This is a genomic window from Gilliamella sp. B2889 (assembly GCF_026536885.1).
GTDB classification, from domain to species: Bacteria; Pseudomonadota; Gammaproteobacteria; order Enterobacterales; family Orbaceae; genus Gilliamella; species Gilliamella apicola_E.
The window spans coordinates 465,742-491,953 of sequence record NZ_JAFNNF010000001.1; the positions used below are offsets into that span (position 1 = coordinate 465,742).

The window sequence follows — 26,212 nt, forward strand, 5'->3', positions numbered from 1 at the left end:
CTCGTAGCTTACTTTTAATCACCTAATACTATTTTTTATCAATCCCACCCCCGTCCTAAGGATTATGGACGAAGAAATAAAAACTAAGGATAGGCACAAAGTCCGTCGCTGCCTAAGAGGTTCTGCCTCATCACATTACCATTGTGCGTACCCACGATAACCTGGTCACGACCAATGGAGTCACTAGTCCAGAAAAAAAGTTCGAAGGCGGTGCCAACGGTATTATAACCCCACTCAGTGAAAAAACCCGAACCTATATGACGCATAAAACTATTACCAAATGAGGAAGGAGTGGCACTAGGTACAACTAAATCTTTACGAACTGCATTGGTTAAATCCTTTACGCGAGGCATTCGATAACCGATACCATTACACCAAGATAAGGCAGGAGAATAATTGCCATTCCAAGAAACACGGTGGACGAACCACTGCTTCAAAGTAAAACCATATTTAACAACTGGATTACCTTGACCATCACGACCGACCAACTCGAAGGTCTGAGGCAAAGAAGGTTTGGAAATACGACTAGGATTGTCTGAATTAATCTGGAATCTAGTAGCGGAAGGACCAGTTAAAGTAACACGAACGCTTGTAGCTGTAGAATTAGTCATTTTAACTGTGATACCACCCTGAGATATTGGAGGCCAATACAACGCCTGACTACTGCCACTAATAAGTAAATCAAAATACAATCCATTAGCACCAGTAGTAGGAAAGTTTTGACCGTAAGAGGATGGCTCATTTGACTGAGTGAGAAAACCCTTAGTAGGGTCCCATATCAAAGCTGGGCCAGCATAACCACCTGAATTAGGTCTGGCAAAACAAACCATCGGCGTAACGTTAGGATTGATGTAATAAATTACACTACTTGCACTGAAATCACTACGATTGGGAACGCCATAACGTGTAGATAATGTGCCGTTAGTACTTGATAAGGTAAACTTATAAGGTGCCTTACAAATTGTTGGCACAGTACTACGTGATACAGCTTGACCATATTTATCGACGATAGATAAACTTACAGAACCTGTAGCAGTAACGCCAGAATCACCATCTTCATCCCCCCAATAATTATAAGGCGTACCGATAAGTGCACTTAAAGCGACTGAATTAGTATTAGTAGGGACCAACATACGAATATCAGCAAAACTTTGACCTGCAACCGGTAAGACGATTGGGGTTATAGATGAAGAATTGGTAGAAGGCGTATAATGTTTACCATCAGATAGTGTAATACCAAGCAGATCGTTAGTATTAACAATACGAGTACGACCACCGTCGAAAGTCAGATAAGGTGCACTACCCTGTATCGCATTCCTAGTTGTCTGTGAAGTTAATGCGTGCCCCGAAAAAGGAAGAAAAAGAGCCACAAAAAAGACAATTTGCCGGGATAATTGAGAAAAGGATCGAAAAAAGGATCGCGTGAAAATTCGCAGAATTTCACTTGATTGAGTAGAAAAATAAACGTCAGTGGAAAATTTAAGATGGGAGCTGAACTTAGACGAATTTAAATTATAGGTTGGCCAAGTTGCCTGTTGCCTGTTGCCTGTTGAAAATTATAATGCATATGTGACAATCCTGTCAAGTATATTTATGATTTATTTAATATTTTTCTATTTATTGTTTTAGCTATCCCGCTAAAATTTTGTAAAAAGTATAGTGACTGAAAAAACACGGTGCAATACTTTTTTTACTTTAGATCGTTAACTTTCGTAAAGATTATCATGAAATAACATGGTTAAAAAATAACTACCTATTGTTTTAATTGGAAATATAGCATTTACAAAACCTTAGTAATTATAATTATTGATCCTGAGAAATTTTATCTTAGCATTTAGAATTAATGATGTTGATCATTAAATAATTTTTAAGTGAAATTTAAAACCTCAAAAACCCCTCTCCTCAACTTTTTTTCGATAAAATACCTAAAAAATAAACCCGCCGAGGCGGGTAATTGTAGCGCCACTTAGCCACAAAATCGCTATTTTATGGCTAAATGACGTTGACTCTTAGCTTACTTTTAATCACCTAATACTATTTTTTATCACTCCACCCCCGCCCTAAGGATTAAGGACGAAGAAATAAAAACTAAGGATAGGTGCAAAGCCCGTAGTAGTAGCTAGTGTAGTAGCCCCAATCCACAAAACCGTTTTTTGTGTTCACAAGAAACCGGTAGTAATCAGCATTCGGGTCACTAGTCCAGCACCAAACGCCGCTGAAGCCTACGCCGGAGTAATTGAGCGCATTGCCCCACTCCGTGAAAAAGCCTGAACCTATATGACGCATGTAATAATTTTCGGGTGCGGAAGGGGTGGCGCCAGAGATAGTAGGACTTTTACGAACTGAGTTGGTTAAATCCCTTACACGCGGCATTCGATAACCAATATTATTACACCAAGATAAAGTATCAGAATAATCGTCATCCCTAGAACCTCGGTTGACGAACCACTGCTTTAATCTAAAACCATATTTAACGACAGGATTACCTTGACGGTCACGACCGACTAATTCGAATGTCTGAGGCAAAGATGGAATAGAAACACGACCAGGATTTCTAGAATTATTATGCTGAGTTGTGGTAGCGAAAGGACCAGTTAAAGTAACGCGTACGCTTGTAGCTGTAGAATTAGTTATGGTAGCAGTGATACCACCACGAGACACAGGAGACCAAAACAACGGCTGACTACTACCGGTAATGAGTAGATCAAAGTACAGTCCATTAGCGCCAGTTGTAGGAAAGTTTTGACCGTAGTAGAGAGGGTCTGTTTTTTGTGTGAGAAAACCATTAGCAGGGTCCCACATAGAAGCCGGGCCAGCAAAATTACCTGTACCCACTTCCAAATTAGGTCTGGCAAAACAAACCACTGGTTCAGCCTTAGGATTGACGTAATAAGTCACACTACTGGCCCTGAAAGTACTACGATTAGGAACTCCGTAACGAGTAGATAATGTGCCGTTAGTACTTGATAACGTAACCCTATAAGGTGCCTTACAAATCTCAGGAACTGTACTACGCGATACAGATCGACCTCTTTTATCAAAGATAGATAAACTCAAAGAACCTGTAGCGGTAACGTTAGCATCACCATCATCATCCCCCCAATAATTATAAGGCGGACCGATAAGAGAACTCAAAGTGACTGAATTAGTATCAGTAGGAACCAACATACTTATGTCAGCAAAACTCTGACCTGCAACCGGCAAGACGATAGGTCTTGAAGAAGATGAAGTATTGGTTGAAGGCGTGTACTTAGTTCCGTCAGATAACGTAATCCTAAGCAGATCGTTAGTATTAACAACACGAGTACGACCACCATCGAAAGTCAAATAAGGTGCACTACCCTGTATATGATTTGCAGTTGTCTGTGAAGTTAATGCATGACTGGAAAAAGGAAGAAAAAACGCCACGAAAAAAACAATCTGCTGGGATAATTGGAAAAAACGAAAGGATCGGAAAAAAGATCCGAAAAACGATCGAGAAAAGGATCGCGGAAGTGATGGCGCGAAAATTCGCAGAATTTCACTTGATTGCGTGGAAAAATAAGTTTCAGTTAAAAATTTAAACTGGGAGCTAGACTTAGACGAATTTAAAAGATAGGTTTGGCAGACTGGCTGTTGGCTGTTGGCTGTTGAAAATTATAATGCATTTTAGACTATCCTGTCAAGTAGTTTTTTGATTTATTTAAAATTTTTAAGTTATGTTTTAGCCTAATAACTAAAACCGTGTAAAAAGTATAGTGATTGGAAAAACACGTTGCAACACTTTTTTCGCTCATTTGCGTTAACTTTAGTAAATAAGATCTAAAAAGGATCAAAATGATATTTGATTAATTCTTGTTTTAATTTAAGATGTTGCAATTACAAATCTTTAAAAATGTGATTATTGATCCTGAAAATTTTATCTTTGAGTTTAAAATCAATGACGTTGATCATTAAATAATTTTGAAATGGAATTTAGAAGATCAAAAACCCCACTCCTCAACTTTTTTATTAAAAAGATTATCTGTTTTCAACGCTTTTATGCTGTCTTTAGATATTATTTATTGGGATTAAGAATATTGTGTAAAAGGCGTTCACTGGGTTTAATGATTGTCTATTATTGTTATGACTTGGCATTTTCTAAAGATTTTACTAATTTTTCTGAATATCACCTTGATTAGTAAACATTGGCGTTAAATTTGGTCGCGCTTTGCTGAGTTTGGAATTAGCCCTTTTATTGCTTTGCCTTGATAAATTATTAAATTTGCAGTCAATACAGTATTATGACGGTATAGACTCCTCAATTATTTTTACATTGATAATGTTAATCTCATTTTTTCGACTCTCGTTAGTTATTATTAAATAATTAGTTAGCTAAGTTTGGGTTATTTGTTTAGAAACTATAGACTGTTGTATGGTGATTTGGTTGGGTTAAAATCTCAAAAATAATACTTTAACCATTTCATTTGTTTAAATATTTTTTAATTTAAAGTGCTTGATCTTATCATTCAAATGATTAGAATTCTCTGCAATTTATTCAAGATTAAAGTTAACTATTTATGACAAATTGTAATTTTGCAGTCCTAAACAATAATGAATGTAAAGTAGTTTGATCCTCCTTTTTGGGGGATTTTTTTTGTCCAATTAATTTTAAAAGTAACTCAATTGTAGAGGCCCATTATGACCGATAGTAAAACCCTGTTATCAACGAGTCGAGATCAAAGTTTAAAAGCATATTTGATGAATAAAATTAAGCAAAATGGTGGTTGGGTTAATTCACATATGCACGCAGACCGTGCTTTTACCATTACGGTTGATAGTTTTGATGTCTATCAAAAACAGACGTTGATTGAGAAATGGGATACGCTTGATAAAGTAAAAGCCGCTATGAGCGAAGATGATTATTATCGCCATTTTAGCATGGCTGTTGAGCGGATGATTGAGCAAGGTGTGTCAGCAATGGGGTCGTTTGTTGATATTGATCCGATTGCTGAGGAACGGGCGATTCGAGGTGCTCTGCGGGCGCGTGAGACGTATAAAAAAGATATTACCATTAAATTAGTGAACCAAACGCTTAAGGGTGTTATTGATAAAGAGGCGCGTTATTGGTTTGATAAAGGGGCTGATTTAGTCGATATTATCGGTGGCTTGCCTCGTCGTGATGAGCGTGATCATGGTGAAGGTATGGGGCTTCTCCATTTAGATGTGTTGATGCAAACAGGTAAATCATTAGGCAAAATGGTACATGTGCATGTTGATCAATTTAATTCATCAGATGAGATCGAGACTGAGCAACTTACCGACAAAACTATTGAGCATGGTATGCATGGTAAGGTGGTCGCCATTCATAGTATTTCGATTACTGCGCATAGTTTGGAATATCGCCAAAAACTTTATCAAAAAATGAAAGAGGCAAAGATGATGGTGATTGCTTGTCCATTTGCTTGGATTGATAGCCCTCGTCGTGAAGAACATGGCCCTACTCGTAATTCTTTAACGCCTGTGGATGAACTGGCTGCTGCGGGTATTCCTGTTGCTATCGGTACGGATAATGTGAGTGATTATATGTTACCTTTTTCAACCGGTAATATGTGGGAAGAGCTTAAATTACTCGTGACGGGTTGTCGTTATACTGATTTAGATAATGTGGTGAATGTTGCAACCAAAAATGGGCGAATGGTTTTAGGGCTTGAATAATTGCCTAGAAATCTGATTTTAAATTTTTATAAAATCTCACTTTTTGTGGGATTTTTTTGTTTATAGACGATAGTTTTCATTTCTCTTTATTTTTTTATTTTTAGCTTACTTACGTATCGTCTTTTCACTATTTAATCTGCTTTGATTAAAGTTGTAGAAATTTGAAGATAGATTATGCGTATAATTGTTTTAATTCATGGGTCTATTGATAAAAAGGGATCATCTTGATGAAAGAAGTTAAGACTGGTTGGCGGATTGATTTTTAACCCTTAAATAATATTTTATTTAAGGGTTAATCGCACTTTAAATGCGAGTTTTGCTTACGCGTTTATTCGTTCTTGGATTGAGTTTTACCCGTTTTGGAATGCGCTTTTCTGAGGTTGATTTGCTGGTAAAGCTTTTTACTTCCTCTGGTAAGCCTACTAATTGTCGTAAGTAATTAACCGAGTCTATGCCTAGTTCCATCCATGTCCCCCTAGATAAGCCTTTCGGTAAGGTGATATTACCATAGCGAATTCGGAGTAATCGGCTAACTTGGACACCTACGGCTTCCCACATGCGACGGACTTCTCGGTTGCGACCTTCAGTAATAACCACATTGAACCACTGATTTAAGCCATCCCCACCTTGTGGTTTGATGGAGTTAAATGCAGCTGGGCCATCTTCAAGCTGTACACCTTTGCGAAGTTGATTCAGTTGTTGGTCGGTAATATTGCCGAATACTCGTACCGCATATTCCCGTTCGATTTCATGCCTTGGGTGCATAAGGCGGTTGGCTAGTTCGCCATCGGTGGTGAAGAGTAATAATCCAGAGGTATTAATATCAAGCCGACCAATATTGATCCAGCGTGCGTTTTTTATTCGTGGTAATCGTTCAAATACGTTTGCACGACCTTGCGGATCATGGCGAGAGCAGATCTCCCCTTCTGGTTTATAGTAAGCCAGTACGCGACAGACTTCTTTTTCTTTGCTTCTTAACTGGACTAAGTGGCCGTTGATGCGAATTTTAGGGTTGGCATTGACGTCAACGCGATCACCTAGCGTTGCTATTTTACCGTCAACGCTAATTTTGCCAGCAACGATCATGGCTTCAATCTCACGACGAGAACCATTGCCTAAATTGGCTAATACTTTTTGTAATTTTTCAGAATTCAATTTTTTCATTTTGCCTCGCTACCTTCACAGGTATCTTTATCTAAAGTTGGTTTATTTTACCTTGGGTAAAAAACGTATATCGACATAATAACGTTTTGGGTTTGCTTCATCAATATAGACGGTTATTGTCTCTTGATTAATGAAAGGTTTTGGATCAAACCAAATGTTTTCACTTTTAAAAAGATGAATCTCATCGGGTGCTGTTCTGTCTTGCCACTGGCTATAAATGATGTAAGGAGAGCGACCTCGGACAGTTAATGAGGTATTTTTTTCAATCGAATTTATCTTGGCTTCAATTTGTCGGCCACTTGCTAGCAATGCACGTTTTAGTTTATTTTTTTTAGATTTAAAATAAAAATAACCACCACTTGTTAAAAATAGTAGGCTTGCGAGTATGCCTAAAATTATTTCTCCAAGCCACATTGAGAAAGTATCGTTAATTTTAGCATGATCAGCGTTTTGCGGATCATAGATAATATCAACCACATCACCTTTCTGATAAGCTGAAGGATTACTACCAACATTTGATTGAACCTTTCGGACTTGTTCCTGAGTATCAACAAATTGAAAGATAGGATAATAAGATACAGATCGATTGCCATTAGAATCTTTTGAATAGGACTCTTCAAAGTCAATAACGGTGCCGGTAGTACTTAGTGAAGAGTTAATAAAATTGATCTGTTTTATCGATAGATAGAGTACCAATGACATTAATCCAATACTTATAATTAAAATAAGTGCCATTATTTTCTTCATTTCTTTCCCTATATAATATTTAATTTTTTTTATTTAAAAGGTGAAGTATCACCACTTCCTTCTCGAATAATATCAGGATAATCGTGAGTTAGATCAATAACTGTGGTTGGTTGTTCGCTGATATAGCCACCATGAACGATGGCATCAAGTTGATGACCGATTTTATCTTCTATCTCTTCAGGATCAGACTGGGCTTCATTTTCGTTAGGTAAAATTAGCGTGGTGGTCATTAAAGGTTGTCCAAGTAATTCGAGAAGCGCTAAATCTATTTTATTATCGGGAATGCGTAGTCCTATGGTTTTGCGTTTTTCGTTCATTAAGCGTCGTGGCACTTCTTTACTTGCAGGTAAGATGAAGACGTATTTTCCTGGTGTATTGTTTTTTAGCAACCGAAAAGTGGTGTTATCAACGAACGCATAAGATGAGAGTTCGGATAGATCACGACACATTAAGGTGAAGTTATGGTGTTTATCAAGGTTGCGAATTTGGCAAATGCGATCTACACCATACTTGTTATCAAGCAAACAACCTAGCGAATAACCGGAATCAGTCGGAAATGCTATTACACCGCCGTCATTTAATATTTTGACAACTTGATCTAATAATCTTGTTTGTGGATTATCTGGGTGAATATAAAATGTTTGGCTCATAATATTCTTCTTTGTTGATTGCTGGTTAAAAAATGTGAGGAACGGGGTTTTTCATCACGGTTTAATTTATACCCAATCATGCCATATAGGTGTTACGCTACCCGGCAATGGTGTTGTTTTACCTAAATCAAGATAATTGACCAAATCATGAAAATCAGAGCCTTGCGAAGCCAATAACTCAAATTCATTAGCCAGTTTGGCTAGTTTTTGTAAATCATCTTGTGTTTGTCGGCTTTGTGAAACTTCAATCGCATCACCGCCGAATGTTTTAAATTCACTAATTAATAATTTTAATTTAGTTAGGGTCAAATCATAACGAGATGGGTGTGCTAATACAGCTTGTCCACCAGCAGAATGAATGGCATTAATCGCATCAGCAATACCGCAACAATTGGCCGGAACATAAGCATAACCACCTTTGCCTAGGTATTTTTTAAATGCTCGTTTCATATCTTTGACATAACCATTAGCCACTAAAAAGCGAGCAAAATGGGCTCGAGAAACGATATCGCCTTTCGAATATTGTTGGGCTTGTTGATAAGCGTCGTGAATATTGACTTTAGCCAATTTTTCACTAATGCTTATTGCTCGATCAATTCGGCCTTTTTCTTGGGCTAATAACAATTCAAGCAACTGCGAATTTTCAATATCGACATTCAATCCAACAATATGAATTTCGCTATTTTTCCATATCGTCGATATCTCTACACCGTAAATCAATTTTACTGGTAAGTTTTCACGCACGATAGTCTCTTTTGCTTCAGGCAAACCTTTGATCGTATCGTGATCGGTGATAGCTAGCATGTTGATTTGATTATCTGTAGCTCTTTTAACCAGTTCAGTTGGCGTTAAGATGCCATCTGATGCAGTTGTGTGCGAATGTAAGTCGACAATCACTTTTTTCTCGAAAATTATTTTTAAACGTGTAATATACCACACAATTTGCACGACCACTAAAAGGTATATTATGAAAGATCAAATTCAGCTTGCTCAGCAAGACACTCTTGCTATTATTCAGGAACTTTTAGAAGACGGTAGTGATCCACATGCTATGTATATTATTGAGCACCATATCTCATCACAAAACTTCGATCAGCTCGAAAAAGTGGCGGTAGAAGCTTATAAATTAGGCTATGAAGCAACAGATCCTGATGAGGATGTTGATGATGAAGGCAATGTTGTTATTGGTTTTGATATTATCGCTGAAAGTCCGTTAAATGCTGAGTCAATCAATAATCAAATTGCTCAGGTGATTACATTGGCAAACCAATTCGGGGTTAATTATGACGGTTGGGGAACCTACTTCGAGGATGGCAGTGATGATGATGCTGAAGATGTGGAAACTTTGCACTAATTAATCCCCTTCTTAATCACCCTTCAACTTTTTGGGATGTATTCTTATCCGCTAAAATAGCGGATAAGAATTATATTTTACATTTTTAAGCCTACAGCCCTACTGGTTCTTTTCTGATTTGGAGAGACACTACGAACCAATACATGTTCGACATTGTTAATGGCAACGGGTCCTTTATAACGCTGCCAACTTTCGCCTTGATTAGTTGAATATTCAATGGCTAATCCCGGATAGACGATATTAGCAATGAGTTTACCATTTTCAATTTTCGCCCCCGGTGTTGGTAAGCGATAAACAATTTTGGCTAAATCAAGTTTGGATAATTCGCGTTGTCCCACTAAATTAGCAAATAATGTCCAATCTTTAAGTAATTGGTTTTGATTGACATAATGCGTCGTTCCTTTCGAAAATTCACGATCTTTTTGGTAAGCAACTTCCCAATCAGCTTGATGCCATGCTCGTTCAGCGACCGCTATTAACCTTGGATATATCATATATTCCATCTGATTATCAGTACGAACAATTTCGCTCCATAGTTGTGCTGATAAGCCGTAACTGCCAGACCAATCTAACGTGCCTTTAGCATTGAATGGGTTTCCATCACGATCAACGGATGTTTCAGCATTTTGGGGTAAGTTATTTGGCGCGAAGCTAAATATTTTACGTTCATCATTAAAACGAGTAGCCCAATAATAACCGGGTTCTGACGTATTAACTTCGTAAGGAAAATCAAGATAAACATAATCAGGATTCGATATCACTATTTGATAACCTTTGTTGGTCCATTCACTCGCTGAATCAAAACCTCCCCAGTAAAGTGTGTCCCAAAAGTTAACAGTGACTTTATCGACAGCAAAGTCTTTGGCACTTTCGGCATATTTTACGCCGTCTTGCCATGCTTGCATGTGATTGATGCCATGATTTTTAACTATTTTACTGGCTTCAATAGCAAAATAACTCGGTAGATGTTTTATATCTTTGATGGTGCCTTGTTTAACCAATGTTTGGCAGGCTTGGGATTTTGCCCACGGTAGATCTTCAATGCTTTGATCGATTAAGCCTTTACCCGCCTCTTTTGCGTGGATATCTTGATATCCCGGACCAAGTCGAATATTTTTGGCTTCATCACCACCAAAGTGCCAAACAGTCAATGGTTGTCCTGCTTGGTTATGCATTTTGGCAATTTCAGTGATCACTTTATCGACAAAGCGTTTAGATGAATCTAAGCAAGGATTTAGGTAACTTTTTCGATCGTAAAATTGTACCGTTGTGGTATTTGAATCATCACTTGGATCAACTAAACGAAACTCATTAGCTTCTGCTTGTTTACCTTCTTGCATTAGGCGTTGATAACGTGCTTCCATAGACACAATTGCCGCTCTGGCATGTGCTGGCATATCAATTTCAGGGATCACCTCAATAAAGCGATCTTTAGCATATTTGACAATTTCAATGTAATCATCACGACTAAAGTAGCCACTACCTAAATTATCACTATCAGGTCCTGATCCTAATTGCGGTAATAGGCATTTGTTTTCGCTCAGATCATGACAACGCTTGCTACCGACCTCGGTCAATTCCGGAAGACCTGGGATCTCAATTCGCCACCCTTCATCATCACTTAGGTGAAAATGGAATTTGTTTAATTTATAACTCGCCATTTGATCGAGTAATCTTAACACCGCTTGCTTTGTTTTAAAGTTACGTCCGGTGTCTAACATAATGCCACGATAGTCAAAGCGTGGGTAATCTTCGACTTTTAGCATAGCAATGGTTGGGTTTTCGTTAACAGGAATCAACGATAAGATCGATTCTACACCATAAAAAATTCCCCGTTCATCAAAGGCAGTTATAGTCGCTTGCTTATCGCCAATATTCAGTTGATAAGCACCTGATACGCCATTTTTAAATTTGGTCGCATCAATATTTGCTAGAATCTTATAACCTTTATCCGTTAATGGGATATTTAAATTGTTAAATTGTTGATTGAGTACGGCTAAGCTGGCGTCATTAAGTCCTTTTAATTGAAGATGAATGCCATTTTTACCAAGCTGTATATCTTTTTCAGCAAGGGTAAGTTTCACCGGCGTTGGAATAATTTGCCCGCGCATGGCCTTTTTATCAAGTGGCTTAATATCGGCATTACGTTCAAATCGATTAACCGTCGTCATTAAAATATTATGATCATCGGGCGTGCGCTTCCACTGTTCACCAGTTAGGGAAACAAAATCATCCAATTCCGTATTACTGATCACTTTTGGTGTGGCGTCGGTTGATGTTACATACCAGCGAGGGATAACATCCGATTCGCTTAACTGCCAATACTCACCAATAATAGGTATATCTATGCTGGCTTTAGCCGGAAATCCGGTAAATTTTTCAGTTGGCTCTATTTTATGAAGATCACCGGTAAGATGAGTGATTTTGAATTGATCATTGTCAACCGCCAATATCATTCTGATACTACTAAAATAGATTGCCCAATCTTTGTCGTTGATAGCTTCGCCATCATTGTTTAACGAGATTGTGGCTTTGAAACAAGATGCCCAATCAGCACCTAAAATTGCACAATCAACACCATGTTCACCAGCTTGATTATCAACAATAGTATATTTGACACTAAGCTTTGAACTTATTTCATCAACAATTTTCTGAGAGGCGTAAGCCGAAGAAGCTACTCCAAAACTTAGCAGAGAAACGATTGAAGTAAACAATATTTTAGATTTTTTCATAATATTTCCCTATTTTTGCTTTGCTTGAAACACAGTGAAAGGTATTGTGACAATAAACTTGATATCTCGTTCATCTTGGAAAATGTTGCCATATCCACCACCCCAACTGTTGATATGATTTTCATGGTTATTATATTTGGTGTAATGTAATTGGAAAGAGGTGTCCTTAGCCCAAGTGTCTTGAATAGTGTAGCCTAAATCAAAATTGTAAGCTGATTCAACTAAGCGATTTTTTTGATTTTTTGCTATTGAATTTGGTTTTGCATCCCAACCAAAAGCATAAGATGCGCCCGTTCTCCAGCCGGTTAGATACGTTGATAGATTCCCTAAATCGTAAGTCACTTCAGCAAATAGGGCTTTTTCACCATTAGCATTAAAGTCCGATCGTGAGTTCCACCAAACATCTAGTCGTCCATTAGATGAAGCATAATCAGGCGTCATACGTTGTAAAAAGAAGCCTTGTTTACCTTCAGCCTTAATTGCTACCCCTTCAAGGCGTAGACCAACTGGTCCAACTTGGTAAGCTAATGTTGCCGCTTGTAACCATGCTAAGCCGTCATAGACCTTATCCCCTTTATGAGACTGGTCTTTAGCACCATAAAATTGATAACTCATGGTTAACGGATTATCAAGCATATCTGTTTTATAAGATGCTTTACCAAAATATTGATTCATGTAATTTTTGGCTTGACCAAAGGCGGTTTCTAACACTAAATCATTTTTAAAGTCATATTTCAAACCGGCTGAGTGTAGATAATCAATCTTCTTCCCTTTTCCCCATTGTTTAAATTCATAAAGGCGTTTGTACCATGGCGCTTTATATTTATCTGTCCACATATAAGACATCGATAAGGCACCAGCTTGATCAAAATCGAGCGTTGTGCCTAATTCAAAACCTCGATAAGTACCCGGTAATAAACTCCAGTGAGGGGCTAATAGTGTTTGACCAGATGGCTGAATAAAACCGGCTTTTAGCCAAAATAATTCATCTTGCTTAAAATTGACCTGTGCTTTATAAAAGCTCACACCACTGACATCTTTTTTCCAATCCTCACCCCAGCGGGTGCGTGCGCCACTAAAACCAATTTCATTAGGATGACCATTGCCACCGTTACTGACTTCCCATGCACCATATCCGCCCAGTTCAATACCAAGGTGATCAGCAATATAGCCTGATCTAAAATCTAAATTTGTGTTGAATGATGAGTGCCTGAGGTTTTTTTCATATTTATGTTCTTCAATATTTTTTCTTTCTCGATCGCGATTCCAAAAAAATACGTTACCGGTTAATGATGCATCATCAATAAATTCACTAGCATATTGAGCTTGTGCGGGGCATATGCTACTTAAAATGGTTATCGATAAAAAAAGTTTAGTAAAATGATTAAAACGATAGGGTAAACCAAGTGCATTATCCAGACTCATAATTTCATTCCCATATTTATATAACTGACCGCTAAATTGCTTTAATCGGATGCTATAAGCCAAACTAAATTCGTTATTACTTTGAATTGCTTTCTAAACTACGAAACATATTTAGGTGGAGATTGGACAAATATGCATTTTTATAATGCATAAACATATTTTAGTTCGCAAATTAATTAATCTAAATTCGTGATCTAAATCACCAAAATGATGAAAATTCGGCTTATTTTTGTGGGATTTTCGGCTCTTTTTTTATGTGATAAATTAATTAAGCTCTATTTTTTTGATGGTTTTTAAGTCATGAAATTATGGGCAGAATTAGTAATGAAATGAATAAGTTTAATGGGGTGAGTAATAGGTAAAAAAAGAGAAATGTATAACATTTCTCTTAGGAATTGATAGCGCAATTAGTTTTCAGTATCTAGCTCTTCAAAACTTTTTACTAATTCATCAATGGCTTTCATCTGTTTTAAGAATGGTTCAAGTTTTGCTAACGGTAATGCTGATGGACCATCACATTTTGCATGACTTGGATCAGGATGTGATTCTAAGAATAATCCGGCAATACCTACCGCCATCCCTGAACGAGCTAATTCTGTAACTTGACCACGACGACCACCTGACGCTGCTCCCATTGGGTCACGACATTGTAGCGCATGAGTTACATCAAAAATCACTGGCGAACCCTTGCTAACTTTTTTCATTACGTTAAAGCCAAGCATATCAACAACAAGGTTGTCATAACCAAAGCAGCTACCACGATCACAAAGGATAACTTGGTCATTACCCGCTTCTTCAAATTTTTCGACAATATTGCCCATTTGTCCTGGGCTAACAAATTGTGGTTTTTTGACATTGATTACCGCACCAGTTTTCGCCATTGCAACAACTAGGTCTGTTTGTCTTGCCAAAAAAGCGGGTAATTGAATAACGTCAACGACATCGGCAACGGGTTGGCACTGCTCTTCGGTATGAACGTCAGTGATAATTTTTATACCAAATTGCTGTTTTAATTCTTGGAAGATTTTCATCCCTTCTTCTAACCCAGGTCCTCGATAAGAGTGAACTGATGAGCGATTAGCTTTGTCAAAAGAGGCTTTGAAAATATAAGGAATATTCAGTTTATCGGTTACTGTGACATAATGTTCACAAATTTTCATGGCTAAATCGCGTGATTCAAGCACATTCATACCACCAAATAATACAAACGGTAAATCATTAGCTACCGTGATATTACCTACTTTTACTTTTTTTTGTTTAATCATAAACTCATTCCTAGTTAAGGTTTAAACCAACGACCAAGTGTGACTCTGTCATTGCCACTGTAATCGGTGAAGGTTTCGACTAATTGAAATCCGTGTTGTTTAAAAATAGTTTGCACCGCTAAGCCCTGTTTCCAACCATGCTCGATTAGCAGCCAACCATATTGATTTAAATGTTTAGTTGCGCCTTGTACAATGACTTTAATATCGGCAAGTCCATCATCTTCAGAAACCAATGCGCTACGAGGCTCATAACGAACGTCGCCTTGCGATAGATGAACATCGGTCGGGTCAATATAAGGGGGATTACTGGTAATCATAGAAAATTTACGATTTTTTATTGGTTTATACCAATCACCCAGTAAAAAGTAAACATTATTAACATCGATTTGCTTGGCATTTTTTTGAGCTAATATTAACGCATCTTTGTTTTTTTCGATTGCGGTAAATAAGCAATCAGGACGTTCAGTTGCCATGGCGATTGCTATCGCTCCGGTTCCAGTCCCCAAATCCAAGACTTCACAAGGTGCCTTTGGCAAATATTCTAAACCAAGTTCAACAAGCTTTTCAGTATCGGGGCGTGGGATTAATGTCGAGTTGGAGACATTAAATTTTAATGACCAAAATTCTTTTTCGCCCGTAATATAGGCAATCGGCTCACCTTCTTGACGTCTTTTTAAATAAGCATCTAACGCAATGACTTCATCGTCAGTTAATGATGTTTCACTAAAAGCCATTAAAAAGGTGCGTGTTCTATGAGTTACAAAACTCAATAAAATTTCTGCATCACGTTTTGGGCTTTCGCTTTCAGTTAAGGTTTGCGACGCAAATTTAAGCCATTCTAAATAGGTCATTCATCCTGTTCCGATAACGCTGCAAGCTGATCTGCTTGGTACTCTTGTACTATTGGTTCAATTAGCATATCTAATTTACCTTCCATCACTTCATCTAAGCGATAAATGGTAAGATTTATACGGTGGTCAGTAACCCGTCCTTGAGGATAGTTATATGTTCGAATACGGTCTGAACGATCACCCGAACCTAATAAGTTACGTCTGGTTGATGCTTCTTCTTGTTGACGTTTGCGCGCTTCGGCATCTTGAATACGTGCAACTAATACTGACATCGCTTTCGCTTTGTTTTTATGTTGTGAACGTTCATCCTGACATTCAACCACAATCCCAGTTGGAATATGGGTAATACGGATTGCTGAATCAGTGGTATTAACATGCTGACCACCTGCACCGGATGAACGGTAGGTGTCAATTTTTAAATCCGCTGGATTGATTTCTGGCATTTCTGCTTCAGGAATCTCAGGTAAAACAGCAACAGTACAAGCAGATGTGTGAATACGCCCTTGTGACTCAGTTTCAGGTACTCGTTGAACACGATGTCCACCTGATTCAAATTTTAAGTGGCCATAAACACCATCACCACTGACTAACATGATCACTTCTTTATAACCGCCATATTCACCATCATTTGCACTCATGATTTCAACACGCCAGTTGCGAGATTCCGCGTATCTTGTGTACATTCTGGCTAAATCACCAGCAAAGATTGCAGCTTCATCACCACCTGTGCCCGCTCTAACTTCAACAAAACAGTTGTAGTCATCATTCGGATCTTTCGGTAACAGGAGTACTTGTAATTGTTTTTCTTGCTGTTCAACTTGAGCCATGGCTTCATTTAACTCTTCTTGAGCCATTTCACTCATTTCAGGATCAGATAGCATCATCTTGGCAGTTTCGATATCTTCTTGAGTTTGCTGCCAATTAGCAAAGCACTTAACCACATCGGTTAATTGTGCATATTCTTTTGAAAGGGTTCGAAATCGGTTTTGATCGGCAATAACCGTTGCATCAGATAGTAATGCTTGAACCTCTTCATAACGCTCTTGTAGCGTTTCCAATTTACTGATAATTGAAGGTTTCATAACTCTATATATTTGATAATGATTAATTGAATTTGCCCGGCATTATATACTTAATTGCCTTTAAAATACAGTTTCTACTTACTTATGGCTAAGCTAAACAATATTGTTAATTGCACTGTATTGGTGAGGATATGATTATTAGATTGAATAAAAAATGTTACACGTGTCACAGATTTCAATTTTGGTCATTTTAAATTTACTTAACTCCATATAACATCATTTGTAAACGATGTCATCACGAATCAATAACGCTTTTATTAAGATTGAACCACCATTTTGCTTTAAATTTTGTTATCGCATACATAAAACTGTTGTTAAATATTATAACTATTCAAGGAGTTAATTTTATGAAGAAGATGTTTATGTGTAGTCTGATTGGGTTAAGTTCAATGGCAAATGCGGCTATTCAATGGGATACTCCGCAAGGACAATTAAAGTTATATGGAGACGTCGAATTTAATGTGGATGCCGCTAGTAGCAAACAGCAACTTAGCTCTTTGAGGGAGACTGCTGATAAAAAAAATAAACCTTCTGATAAAGATCGTTGGGATATCAATGGTCGTATATTGATTGGTTTAGATGGCTATCGTGAAATTAACAACAAAAACTTTGCTGGATTCGTGGTGCAACCCTTAGCAGATTTAGGTGGTGATGTGAATCTGGATGATGCGGCATTTTATTTTGGTCAGAAAAACGAGTGGAATATTAAAATTGGTCGTTATGAAGCTTATGATATGTTCCCGCTTGGACAAGATACCTTTATTGAATATTCAGGTAATACTGCCAATGATTTATATGAAGACGGCTTTGGCTATATCTATATGTTGAAAGAGGGTCGTGGACGTAGTAATAATGGTGGCGGTATTCAATTAAATACACCGCTATTTGATAATGTCAATTTTGAGTTAAATGCATTGGTCAATAATGGCGAGAAAATGTTTAATAAATCGGCTTATCATGGTTATGAAATTGATAAGAAGAAAAACGTGGTCTATTTACGTCCAGTTTTATCATGGAAAAATGAAAGCATTTCAACCGCAATTGCTGCCGAAACCAATGTGGTAAAAAATGCTTACGGTTATCATGATGATAACGGTAAATTCCGCGATCAATCACAAAGAACTGGTTATGGCGCGACTTTTTCATGGAACAATCAAGGCGATTGGGATGCAGCAGGATTCAGATTTAATGCCAGCTTTGCTTATATGAATGCTAAAGATGAAAAAGATATGACCATTGGCACAAATATTGTTTGGGAAAAAATCGGCTTAGGTTACTTATTTGCGAACAATGATATCAAAAAATTTAATCCATATAATCGTGTTAAAGATGGCCATATAAATAGCAAAGGTAAATATAAAATTCATACTGTTAATGCCTCATATCTAATTGATGATGTGTTAGATATGGATAATTTTAATATCTATTTAGGTGCTTATTGGTCATTACTTGATAGAAGTAAATCTCATGGCGATAACACCGATGATCGTTATGGTGCTCGTGTAAGATTTAAATACTTCTTTTAATTAGTTGAAGTAAATTCTCGATTAAGCCAGTTTAATGCTTATTTTTAAAACTGGCTTTTTTATTGCTTTTGGCTAGTTGGTGAAATGATCAACCAATTAATAATGATATTAAAATCAATTTTTTCTTATCAATCAGAAGACTCTCATTATAAAAAAGAATTTTAGCTACATTTTTATTTTCCATAATTTTGCTAAAAACACCTTCAAAAACCCCGCTCCTCAACTTTTTTTGATATCGTAATTTATCATTTTGCGAATCATTAGAGCATATTTAATAAATAGGATTGTTGAAATTATAATTTTTTATTCGTACTTTTCTGATAATGTGAAAAGATTTAGCGGTTAAAAATTGCAAGATATTAAAATCAAATCTTCCCTATCAATTAGAAGACAATCATTATAAAAAAGAATTTTAGCTACAATTTTATTTTCTATGATTTTGCAAAAAACACCTTCAAAAACCCCGCTCCTCAACTTTTTTTGATATCGTAATTTATCATTTTGCGAATCATTAGATCATTTTTAATAAATAGAATTGTTGAAATTGTAAGTTTTTATTCGTACTTTCCGATAATGTGAAAAAATTTAGCGGTTAAAAATTGCAAGATATTAAAATCAAATCTTCCCTATCAATTAGAAGACTCTCATTATAAAAAAGAATTTTAGCTACATTTTTATTTTCCATGATTTTGCAAAAAACACCTTCAAAAACCCCGCTCCTCAACTTTTTTTGATATTGTAATTTATCATTTTGCGAATCATTAGAGCATATTTATTAAATAGGATTGTTGAAATTGTAAGTTTTTTATTCGTACTTTCCGATAATGTGAAAAGATTTAGCGATTGAAAATCGCAGGATAATAAAGTAGGTTAGATTATTCTGATGAATTAGATAGTTATCTCCCCTTTTTTACTCATTTAATCGGGAAGTTTGGGATGTCAATGTTCTCAAGCAAGAAAAATAAAATGCCGTTAGTAAGCTAACGGCATTATTTCAATGATAAGAGTAGATATTACTTATTTTTTAACGGCCTTTGGATTAGGTAGATCGGTAACCGTACCTTCATACACTTCGGACGCGAGTCCAATTGATTCATGTAAGGTTGGGTGAGCGTGGATGGTTAGTGCAATGTCTTCTGCATCACAGCCCATCTCTACAGCAAGAGTGATCTCTCCAAGTAGTTCACCACCGTTCGCTCCAACTACCGCACCACCAAGAAGGCGATTATCGGCTTTGTTAAAGATTAGTTTAGTCATCCCTTCTGAACAATCAGACGCAATTGCTCGCCCTGATGCTGCCCATGGGAATATGGCGACCTCATAATCGATACCTTTTGCTTTCGCTTCTTTTTCAGTTAATCCTACCCAGGCAACTTCTGGCTCGGTGTAAGCAATGGATGGTATGGTTTTCGGATCGAAATAATGTTTTTTACCAGCTATCACTTCAGCTGCAACATGCCCTTCATGAACCCCTTTATGAGCCAACATTGGTTGACCCACAATATCACCGATCGCATAGATATGTGGAACGTTAGTTCTCATCTGTTTATCGACTTCAATAAAACCACGATCGGTCACATTTACTCCAGCTTTTTCAGCATTGATAAGTTTACCATTTGGCGCTCGACCTATCGCCACTAGTACTGCGTCGTAAGTGTGAGTTTCGATTGTTCCATCTTTCTTTTCCATGGTGACATAGATTGCATCATGTTTGGCTTCGACCGTATTTACTTTAGTTTCTAAGCGTAAGGTAAATTTCTTTTGAATTTGTTTGGTAAAGACTTTTATCACATCTTTATCCGCAGCTGGGATCACCTGATCTAGCATTTCAACCACATCCACTTCTGAACCCAATGCGTGATATACGGTACCCATTTCCAGACCAATAATACCACCACCCATTAACAGTAATTTTTTAGGAATAGTGGTTAATGCTAACGCATCGGTTGAGTCCCATATACGAGGATCGTCATGTGGAATGAATGGTAAGGTTATTGGTCGAGATCCTGCTGCAATAATAGCATTATCAAAGGTAATTTTAGTTATACCTTTGGCAGAGGTAACATCCATTGTGTGACTACCGGTGAATTGCGCTTCACCTTGAATCACATTAACTTTACGCATTTTGGCCATGCCTGCCAGCCCGTTAGTAAGCTGATTGATTACCTTTTCTTTCCAAGCACGAACTTTGTCGAGTTCTAACTTTGGCGTTCCAAAATGGATGCCATGTTCGGTGAGGGATTTTGCTTCATCCATCACTTTAGCAACATGCAATAATGCTTTAGAAGGAATACAGCCAACATTAAGGCAAACACCACCCAAGGTTGAGTAGCGTTCGACTAATGTCACATCTAATCCAAGATCGGCGGCACGGAAAGCAGCGGAATAACCCGCTGGCCCGGCACCTAATACAACAACTTGTGTTTTGATATCTTGACTCATAACTGATTTCCCCCCCTTACATCACTAGTCGACGTAAGTCGGATAAAACATTAACAATATGGCTTAAGAAGCGTGCACCATCTGCGCCATCAATCACTCGGTGATCGAAGGATAATGATAAAGGTAACATTAAGCGTGGTGTAAATTCTTTACCATTCCATACTGGTTTCATACTTGAGCGAGATACACCAAGTATGCCCACTTCTGGCGCATTTACAATCGGGGTAAATGATGTCGTTCCGATGCCACCAAGACTTGAAATAGTGAAACAACCACCTTGCATATCACTACCTGTGAGTTTACCGTCTCGCGCTTTTTTGGAGATTTCAGCAAGTTCACGTGAAAGTTCAATAATGCCTTTTTTATTTACATCTTTAAATACAGGAACAACTAAACCATTTGGCGTGTCAACTGCCACACCGATGTTGATGTATTTTTTAATGATAAGGGTTTGTGCATCTTCTGACAATGAACTATTAAAACGCGGATAAGCAGTTAAAGCACTCGCTACGGCCTTCATGATAAACACGAGCGGAGTAATTTTGAGGTCGAGTTTTTTCTTTTCTGCTTCAGCATTTTGTTGCTTACGAAATGCCTCTAGTTCAGTGATATCTGTTTCATCAAATTCAGTAACATGAGGAATCATCACCCAGTTTCGATGTAAATTTGCACCGGATACTTTTTGAATTTTGGTTAATGGTAAAGATTCAATTTCACCAAATTTACTGAAATCGACTTTTGGCCATGGTAATAATCCAGGGAATGCACCAGATGATCCACCGTTTTCAACTTGTTTTACGGCATTTTTGACATAGTTTTGGATATCTTCACGAAGTACACGATGTTTAGGGCCTGTAGGTTGGATTTTTGCAAGATTGATACCAAATTCTCTTGCTAATCGTCGAACTGATGGTGTGGCATGTGCGTAAGCATCGTTTTCTACAAATTCATTTGCAGTTGGTGCAGGTTTAGCAGTCTCAGCAACTGGTGCAGGAGCTTGAGCTTGAGCTTGAGCTTGAGCTTGAGCTTGAGCTTGAGCTGGAGCTGGAGCTGGCGCAGGTTCAGCTTTAACGGGTGCACTATTCGTTTCAAACTCCATTATTTTGGAGCCAGTTTTGACTTTATCACCAATTTTAACAGTGATGCTTTTTACTGTACCAGCTATAGTTGCGGGTACTTCCATTGAAGCTTTGTCACCTTCAACGGTGATGAGTGAATCATCAACTGAAACAGAGTCACCAACTTTAACTAATATTTCAGTCACTTCTACTTCATCGCCACCAATGTCTGGGACATTGACATCAACGACTTGGCTACTATTTTGTGCTGGCGCTGGTGCTGAAGCTGGAGCTGAAACTTCTGGAGCAGGCGTTTTTGACCCGCTTGCGCCCTCTTCGTCAAATTCCATAATACTAACACCTGTAGTCACTTTATCGCCAACTTTGACAATGATTGACTTCACAATACCAGCCTGTGGTGCCGGTATTTCCATCGATGCTTTATCGCCTTCAACAGTCAATAGTGATTGATCTACATCAACTTTGTCGCCGACTTTAACTAGGATTTCTGTTACTTCAACTTCATCGCTTCCGATATCAGGTAATTTTATTTCAATACTCATTATTTTTACCTCTTATGCAATACGTGGATTGAGTTTGTCAGCATTGATTTCGAACTTTTTAATCGCGTCTTCAACAATACTCGGTTGAATATCACCACGTTTAGCTAGTTCTCCTAGTGCTGCAATCACAACATAAGATGCATCGACTTCAAAATGATGACGTAAATTTTCTCGGCTATCACTACGACCGAATCCATCTGTACCGAGTACTCGGTAGCTTTCTGCTGGTACAAATCCTCGAATTTGTTCTGCATAAAGTTTCATGTAATCAGTGGAAACAACGGCAGGATTGTTATTCATTATTTGAGCAACATATGGCACTTTTGCTTCTTCGCTTGGATGTAACATGTTGTAACGTTCGCAATCTTGACCATCTCGAGCAAGTAAGGTAAATGACGTTACACTGTAAATGTCAGAACTGACGCCATAGTTTTTAGCAAGGATATCAGCCGCTTCACGAACATGACGTAGTATTGATCCAGAACCTAATAATTGAACTGTTGGTTTGCCTTGTTGGCCTTCAACGGTATCTAACTTATAAATACCACGACGAATCCCCTCTTCTGCACCTTCAGGCATTGCAGGTTGGGCATAGTTTTCATTTAGTGTGGTGATGTAGTAGTAAACATTTTCTTGTTCACCATACATACGACGTAAGCCATCTTGCATAATAACCGCGACCTCATAAGCGTAGGCTGGATCGTATGATAAGCAGTTAGGGATGGTTAATGCTTGAATATGGCTGTGACCATCTTGGTGTTGTAAGCCTTCACCATTTAATGTAGTGCGACCAGAAGTTCCTCCAATCATGAAGCCTCGAGCTTGTTGGTCACCCGCCGCCCACATTAAATCACCAATGCGTTGGAAGCCAAACATTGAGTAATAGATGTAGAAAGGAATCATCGGTAAATCGTTATTACTATAAGAAGTAGCAGCCGCTAACCATGATGCAGTCGCGCCACATTCGTTAATACCTTCTTGGAGAATTTGACCTTTTTCATCTTCACGATAGTAAGCAACTTGCTCTTTATCTTGTGGGGTATATTGTTGACCATGTGGGTTATATATACCAATTTGGCGGAAGAGACCTTCCATACCAAACGTACGCGCTTCGTCAGCGAGAATTGGTACTAGTCGCGGTGCTAAATCTTTATCTTTTAGCATGATGTTAAGTGCACGCACAAAAGCGATAGTGGTTGAGATTTCTTTAGATTGTGCTTCAAGTAATGGCGCAAATTCGCTTAAAGGAGGGATAGAAACCGTTCCTGAGAATTTAGTTAGTCGTGAAGGCACATAACCATGTAATGCTTGACGTCGTTCATGAATATATTTGTATTCCGGGCTATGTTCTTCGAATTTGATATAAGGTAATTTTTCGAGTGCTTCATCAGTAACTGGAATGTTGAAGAAGTCACGAACATGGCGAACGCCATCCATATTCATTTTTTTGACTTGGTGTGCAATGTTTTTCGCTTCTGCGGCTTCACCCATTCCATAACCTTTAATGGTGTGGGCTAAAATAACTGTTGGGCGATCTTTTGTCTCTTTTGCTCTTGCAAATGCAGCAAACATTTTTTCGGGGTCTTGACCACCACGGTTTAGTCTAAAGATCTCTTCATCAGACATATCTTTGACTAATTCAGCCGTTTCAGGATATTTTCCAAAGAAGTGTTCACGTACATAAGCGCCGTCTTTTGATTTGAAGGTTTGATAATCGCCATCAAGAGTTTCATTCATTAAACGAATTAATTTTCCTGATTTATCTTTTTGCAATAATTTATCCCAACGATCGCCCCAAAGTACTTTAATCACATTCCAACCAGCACCAGCAAACACACCTTCTAGTTCGTTCACTATTTTGCCATTTCCGGTTACCGGACCATCAAGACGTTGCAAGTTACAATTGATAACAAAGACTAAATTATCAAGTTTTTCACGTGTTGCAACTGTGATTGCACCTTTTGCTTCTGGCTCATCCATTTCACCATCACCTAAGAACGCGTAAACCGTTTGTTCAGTGGTATCTTTTAAACCACGATGGTTTAAGTATTTTAAAAAGCGAGCTTGGAAGATTGCACTAATTGGTCCTAACCCCATTGATACGGTTGGGAATTGCCAGAATTCCGGCATTAATTTTGGATGAGGATAAGATGATAAACCTTTACCGTGAACTTCTTGCCTAAAGTTATCAAGCTGTTCTTCAGTTAAACGACCTTCAATAAAAGCGCGTGAGTAGATACCCGGTGAGATATGACCTTGGAAATAGATTAAATCCCCACCATCTTTTTCATTGCGAGCACGGAAGAAATGGTTAAAACATACTTCATAAAATGTAGCAGCAGATTGGAATGATGCCATATGACCACCAAGCTCTAAATCTTTTTTAGAAGCTCGTAAGACCATCATAATTGCATTCCAACGAACAATTGAACGGATTCGTCTTTCAATTTCCCAATCACCTGGATATGCTGGTTGTTCTTCGACAGGGATTGTGTTTATATAGTTACTGGTTGAAGAACCAAATAGTAAAGGTACACCACCATCTCTAGCTTTATTGACAATCTGTTCAATAATATATTGAGCACGTTCGACGCCTTCTTCTCGAATAATAGAATCTAAACTTTCCAGCCAATCCTTTGTTTCGACTGGATCGATATCATTCATTTGCATGTCCGACATATAAAACCTCTTTTTTGTTTAAAAAATGCAGTTTTTGCTATCCTTAGCTATAACAGACGCCATAACTAAAATTATAAGCTTCAACTTTGCATTACGGATGCTTAATTGATATCAGTCTGCCAGTTTCCATTAAAAAGTAAAGCAAACCACCGCTCTGAAAAGAATGTTAATTCCTATTAAATTAATCAACTATTTCAATTATTAATATAAATAAAAAGATAATTATTTGATATAAGTCAAATTTAACTCATGAGATTGGAAAGAATACTGCGTTTTGAGTTATACCTTGAATAGTTAGCGGTTGTCAAGTTATAGTAAAATCTGCTATATAGTTGTTAATTTATTGTTAAATTAAGACTGAATTGACTGATAATATGCCAAGTAAAAACGTCATTATTAAAGAGTTAAACACTATGCCTTATTGGCATACTTATCAAGCTATGCATGATTTTACTCAGCAGCGTGATAAGCAAACTCAAGACGAGATTTGGCTAGTTGAACATCCTCCGGTTTTTACTCAAGGTAAGGTTGGAAAACCTGAGCACCTGCTTACTAAAACGGATATTCCTGTTGTGCAAACTGATCGTGGTGGTCAAATTACATACCATGCGCCTGGACAACAAATTATGTATATCTTATTGGATTTAAAAAGGCGTAAAATAGGTATTCGTGATGTCGTCAATTATTTAGAAAATAGTGTTATTCAAACATTAAAACACTATGAGATAGTCGCCTATTCAAAACAAGACGCTCCGGGCGTTTATGTCAATCAACAGAAGATCTGTTCTCTTGGATTACATATTAAGCGTGGCTGTACCTTACATGGATTAGCCCTTAATATCGATATGGATCTCACTCCTTTTAATTATATTAATCCATGTGGTTATGCTGGATTAGAAATGACGCAGTTGAAACAATATGTTTCAAAAATTGATCGCCAAGAGATTAACCATTTATTGACTGATTATTTTATTAATCAGCTACCAAACTATTAAGAT

At 37.6% G+C, this 26,212-nt stretch carries 18 protein-coding genes; 4 read left to right on the forward strand and 14 right to left on the reverse strand.

Annotated elements, in window-relative coordinates; all coding sequences use genetic code 11:
- Window positions 1–83: 83 nt before the first annotated feature.
- Both J3U09_RS02160 and J3U09_RS02165 read right to left on the reverse strand, forming a co-directional pair.
- Complete coding sequence (locus tag J3U09_RS02160; protein WP_267356950.1) at window positions 84–1,370, reverse strand: hypothetical protein; 1,287 nt, start codon at window positions 1,368–1,370, stop codon at window positions 84–86.
- Window positions 1,371–2,088: 718 nt separating this feature from the next.
- Window positions 2,089–3,408 (reverse strand): hypothetical protein, encoded by a 1,320-nt coding sequence (locus tag J3U09_RS02165; protein WP_267356952.1) that lies wholly within the window; start codon window positions 3,406–3,408, stop codon window positions 2,089–2,091.
- 1,251 nt (window positions 3,409–4,659) lie between these two features.
- On the opposite strand from J3U09_RS02165, the gene J3U09_RS02170 reads away from it, so the two are divergent.
- Complete coding sequence (locus tag J3U09_RS02170) at window positions 4,660–5,676, forward strand: amidohydrolase family protein (protein ID WP_267356954.1); 1,017 nt, start codon at window positions 4,660–4,662, stop codon at window positions 5,674–5,676.
- Window positions 5,677–5,979: 303 nt separating this feature from the next.
- Here the strand turns inward: J3U09_RS02170 and rluB are convergent, their stop codons facing one another.
- The 4 genes from rluB to rnm all read right to left on the reverse strand — a co-directional run bounded on the left by rluB (window position 5,980) and on the right by rnm (window position 9,176).
- Complete coding sequence (gene rluB, locus J3U09_RS02175) at window positions 5,980–6,840, reverse strand: 23S rRNA pseudouridine(2605) synthase RluB (RefSeq protein ID WP_267330904.1); 861 nt, start codon at window positions 6,838–6,840, stop codon at window positions 5,980–5,982.
- A 42-nt stretch (window positions 6,841–6,882) separates the two neighbouring features.
- Window positions 6,883–7,587: a DUF3592 domain-containing protein gene (locus tag J3U09_RS02180; RefSeq protein WP_267330903.1), complete on the reverse strand. Its 705-nt coding sequence runs from the start codon at window positions 7,585–7,587 to the stop codon at window positions 6,883–6,885.
- A gap of 29 nt (window positions 7,588–7,616) precedes the next feature.
- The gene (locus tag J3U09_RS02185; RefSeq protein ID WP_065561914.1) at window positions 7,617–8,237 is read right to left on the reverse strand and encodes an L-threonylcarbamoyladenylate synthase; all 621 of its coding nucleotides are present in this window, start codon (window positions 8,235–8,237) and stop codon (window positions 7,617–7,619) included.
- A 66-nt stretch (window positions 8,238–8,303) separates the two neighbouring features.
- Window positions 8,304–9,176 (reverse strand): RNase RNM, encoded by an 873-nt coding sequence (rnm, locus tag J3U09_RS02190; protein WP_267356956.1) that lies wholly within the window; start codon window positions 9,174–9,176, stop codon window positions 8,304–8,306.
- 28 nt (window positions 9,177–9,204) lie between these two features.
- Here rnm and rraB point away from each other — a divergent pair, with 28 nt between their 5' ends.
- Window positions 9,205–9,591 (forward strand): ribonuclease E inhibitor RraB, encoded by a 387-nt coding sequence (rraB, locus tag J3U09_RS02195; RefSeq protein WP_065561915.1) that lies wholly within the window; start codon window positions 9,205–9,207, stop codon window positions 9,589–9,591.
- A gap of 77 nt (window positions 9,592–9,668) precedes the next feature.
- Here rraB and J3U09_RS02200 read toward each other — a convergent pair whose 3' ends face one another.
- The 5 genes from J3U09_RS02200 to prfA form a co-directional block, all read right to left on the reverse strand.
- The gene (locus J3U09_RS02200; RefSeq protein WP_267356957.1) at window positions 9,669–12,323 is read right to left on the reverse strand and encodes a beta-N-acetylhexosaminidase; all 2,655 of its coding nucleotides are present in this window, start codon (window positions 12,321–12,323) and stop codon (window positions 9,669–9,671) included.
- A 9-nt stretch (window positions 12,324–12,332) separates the two neighbouring features.
- A complete protein-coding gene (locus J3U09_RS02205) occupies window positions 12,333–13,748 on the reverse strand; it encodes an OprD family outer membrane porin (protein WP_267356959.1) in 1,416 nt (471 codons plus the stop codon).
- A 407-nt stretch (window positions 13,749–14,155) separates the two neighbouring features.
- Window positions 14,156–15,010, reverse strand: a complete 855-nt coding sequence (gene kdsA, locus J3U09_RS02210) for a 3-deoxy-8-phosphooctulonate synthase (RefSeq protein ID WP_065561962.1) — start codon at window positions 15,008–15,010, stop codon at window positions 14,156–14,158.
- Between the two features lie 17 nt (window positions 15,011–15,027).
- Window positions 15,028–15,864 carry a peptide chain release factor N(5)-glutamine methyltransferase gene (gene prmC / locus J3U09_RS02215; protein WP_267337542.1) on the reverse strand — a complete coding sequence of 279 codons (837 nt, stop codon included), beginning with the start codon at window positions 15,862–15,864 and terminating at the stop codon, window positions 15,028–15,030.
- Window positions 15,861–16,946: a peptide chain release factor 1 gene (prfA, locus tag J3U09_RS02220; RefSeq protein ID WP_065561918.1), complete on the reverse strand. Its 1,086-nt coding sequence runs from the start codon at window positions 16,944–16,946 to the stop codon at window positions 15,861–15,863. The genes prmC and prfA overlap by 4 nt, the downstream gene beginning before the upstream one ends.
- Window positions 16,947–17,293: 347 nt before the next feature.
- Here prfA and J3U09_RS02225 point away from each other — a divergent pair, with 347 nt between their 5' ends.
- Window positions 17,294–18,472, forward strand: a complete 1,179-nt coding sequence (locus J3U09_RS02225) for a carbohydrate porin (RefSeq protein ID WP_065561919.1) — start codon at window positions 17,294–17,296, stop codon at window positions 18,470–18,472.
- A 1,017-nt stretch (window positions 18,473–19,489) separates the two neighbouring features.
- Here J3U09_RS02225 and lpdA read toward each other — a convergent pair.
- From lpdA to aceE, 3 genes are read right to left on the reverse strand one after another with little or no spacing between them, the layout of a single operon-like run.
- A complete protein-coding gene (lpdA, locus tag J3U09_RS02230; RefSeq protein ID WP_065561920.1) occupies window positions 19,490–20,914 on the reverse strand; it encodes a dihydrolipoyl dehydrogenase in 1,425 nt (474 codons plus the stop codon).
- Between the two features lie 16 nt (window positions 20,915–20,930).
- The gene (aceF, locus tag J3U09_RS02235) at window positions 20,931–22,535 is read right to left on the reverse strand and encodes a pyruvate dehydrogenase complex dihydrolipoyllysine-residue acetyltransferase (protein ID WP_416380020.1); all 1,605 of its coding nucleotides are present in this window, start codon (window positions 22,533–22,535) and stop codon (window positions 20,931–20,933) included.
- A 12-nt stretch (window positions 22,536–22,547) separates the two neighbouring features.
- Entirely contained in the window at window positions 22,548–25,214 is a 2,667-nt protein-coding gene (aceE, locus tag J3U09_RS02240) for a pyruvate dehydrogenase (acetyl-transferring), homodimeric type (RefSeq protein WP_267356961.1), read from the reverse strand.
- A 374-nt stretch (window positions 25,215–25,588) separates the two neighbouring features.
- Here aceE and lipB point away from each other — a divergent pair, with 374 nt between their 5' ends.
- The gene (gene lipB / locus J3U09_RS02245; protein WP_267330897.1) at window positions 25,589–26,209 is read left to right on the forward strand and encodes a lipoyl(octanoyl) transferase LipB; all 621 of its coding nucleotides are present in this window, start codon (window positions 25,589–25,591) and stop codon (window positions 26,207–26,209) included.
- The last annotated feature ends 3 nt before the right edge of the window (window positions 26,210–26,212 follow it).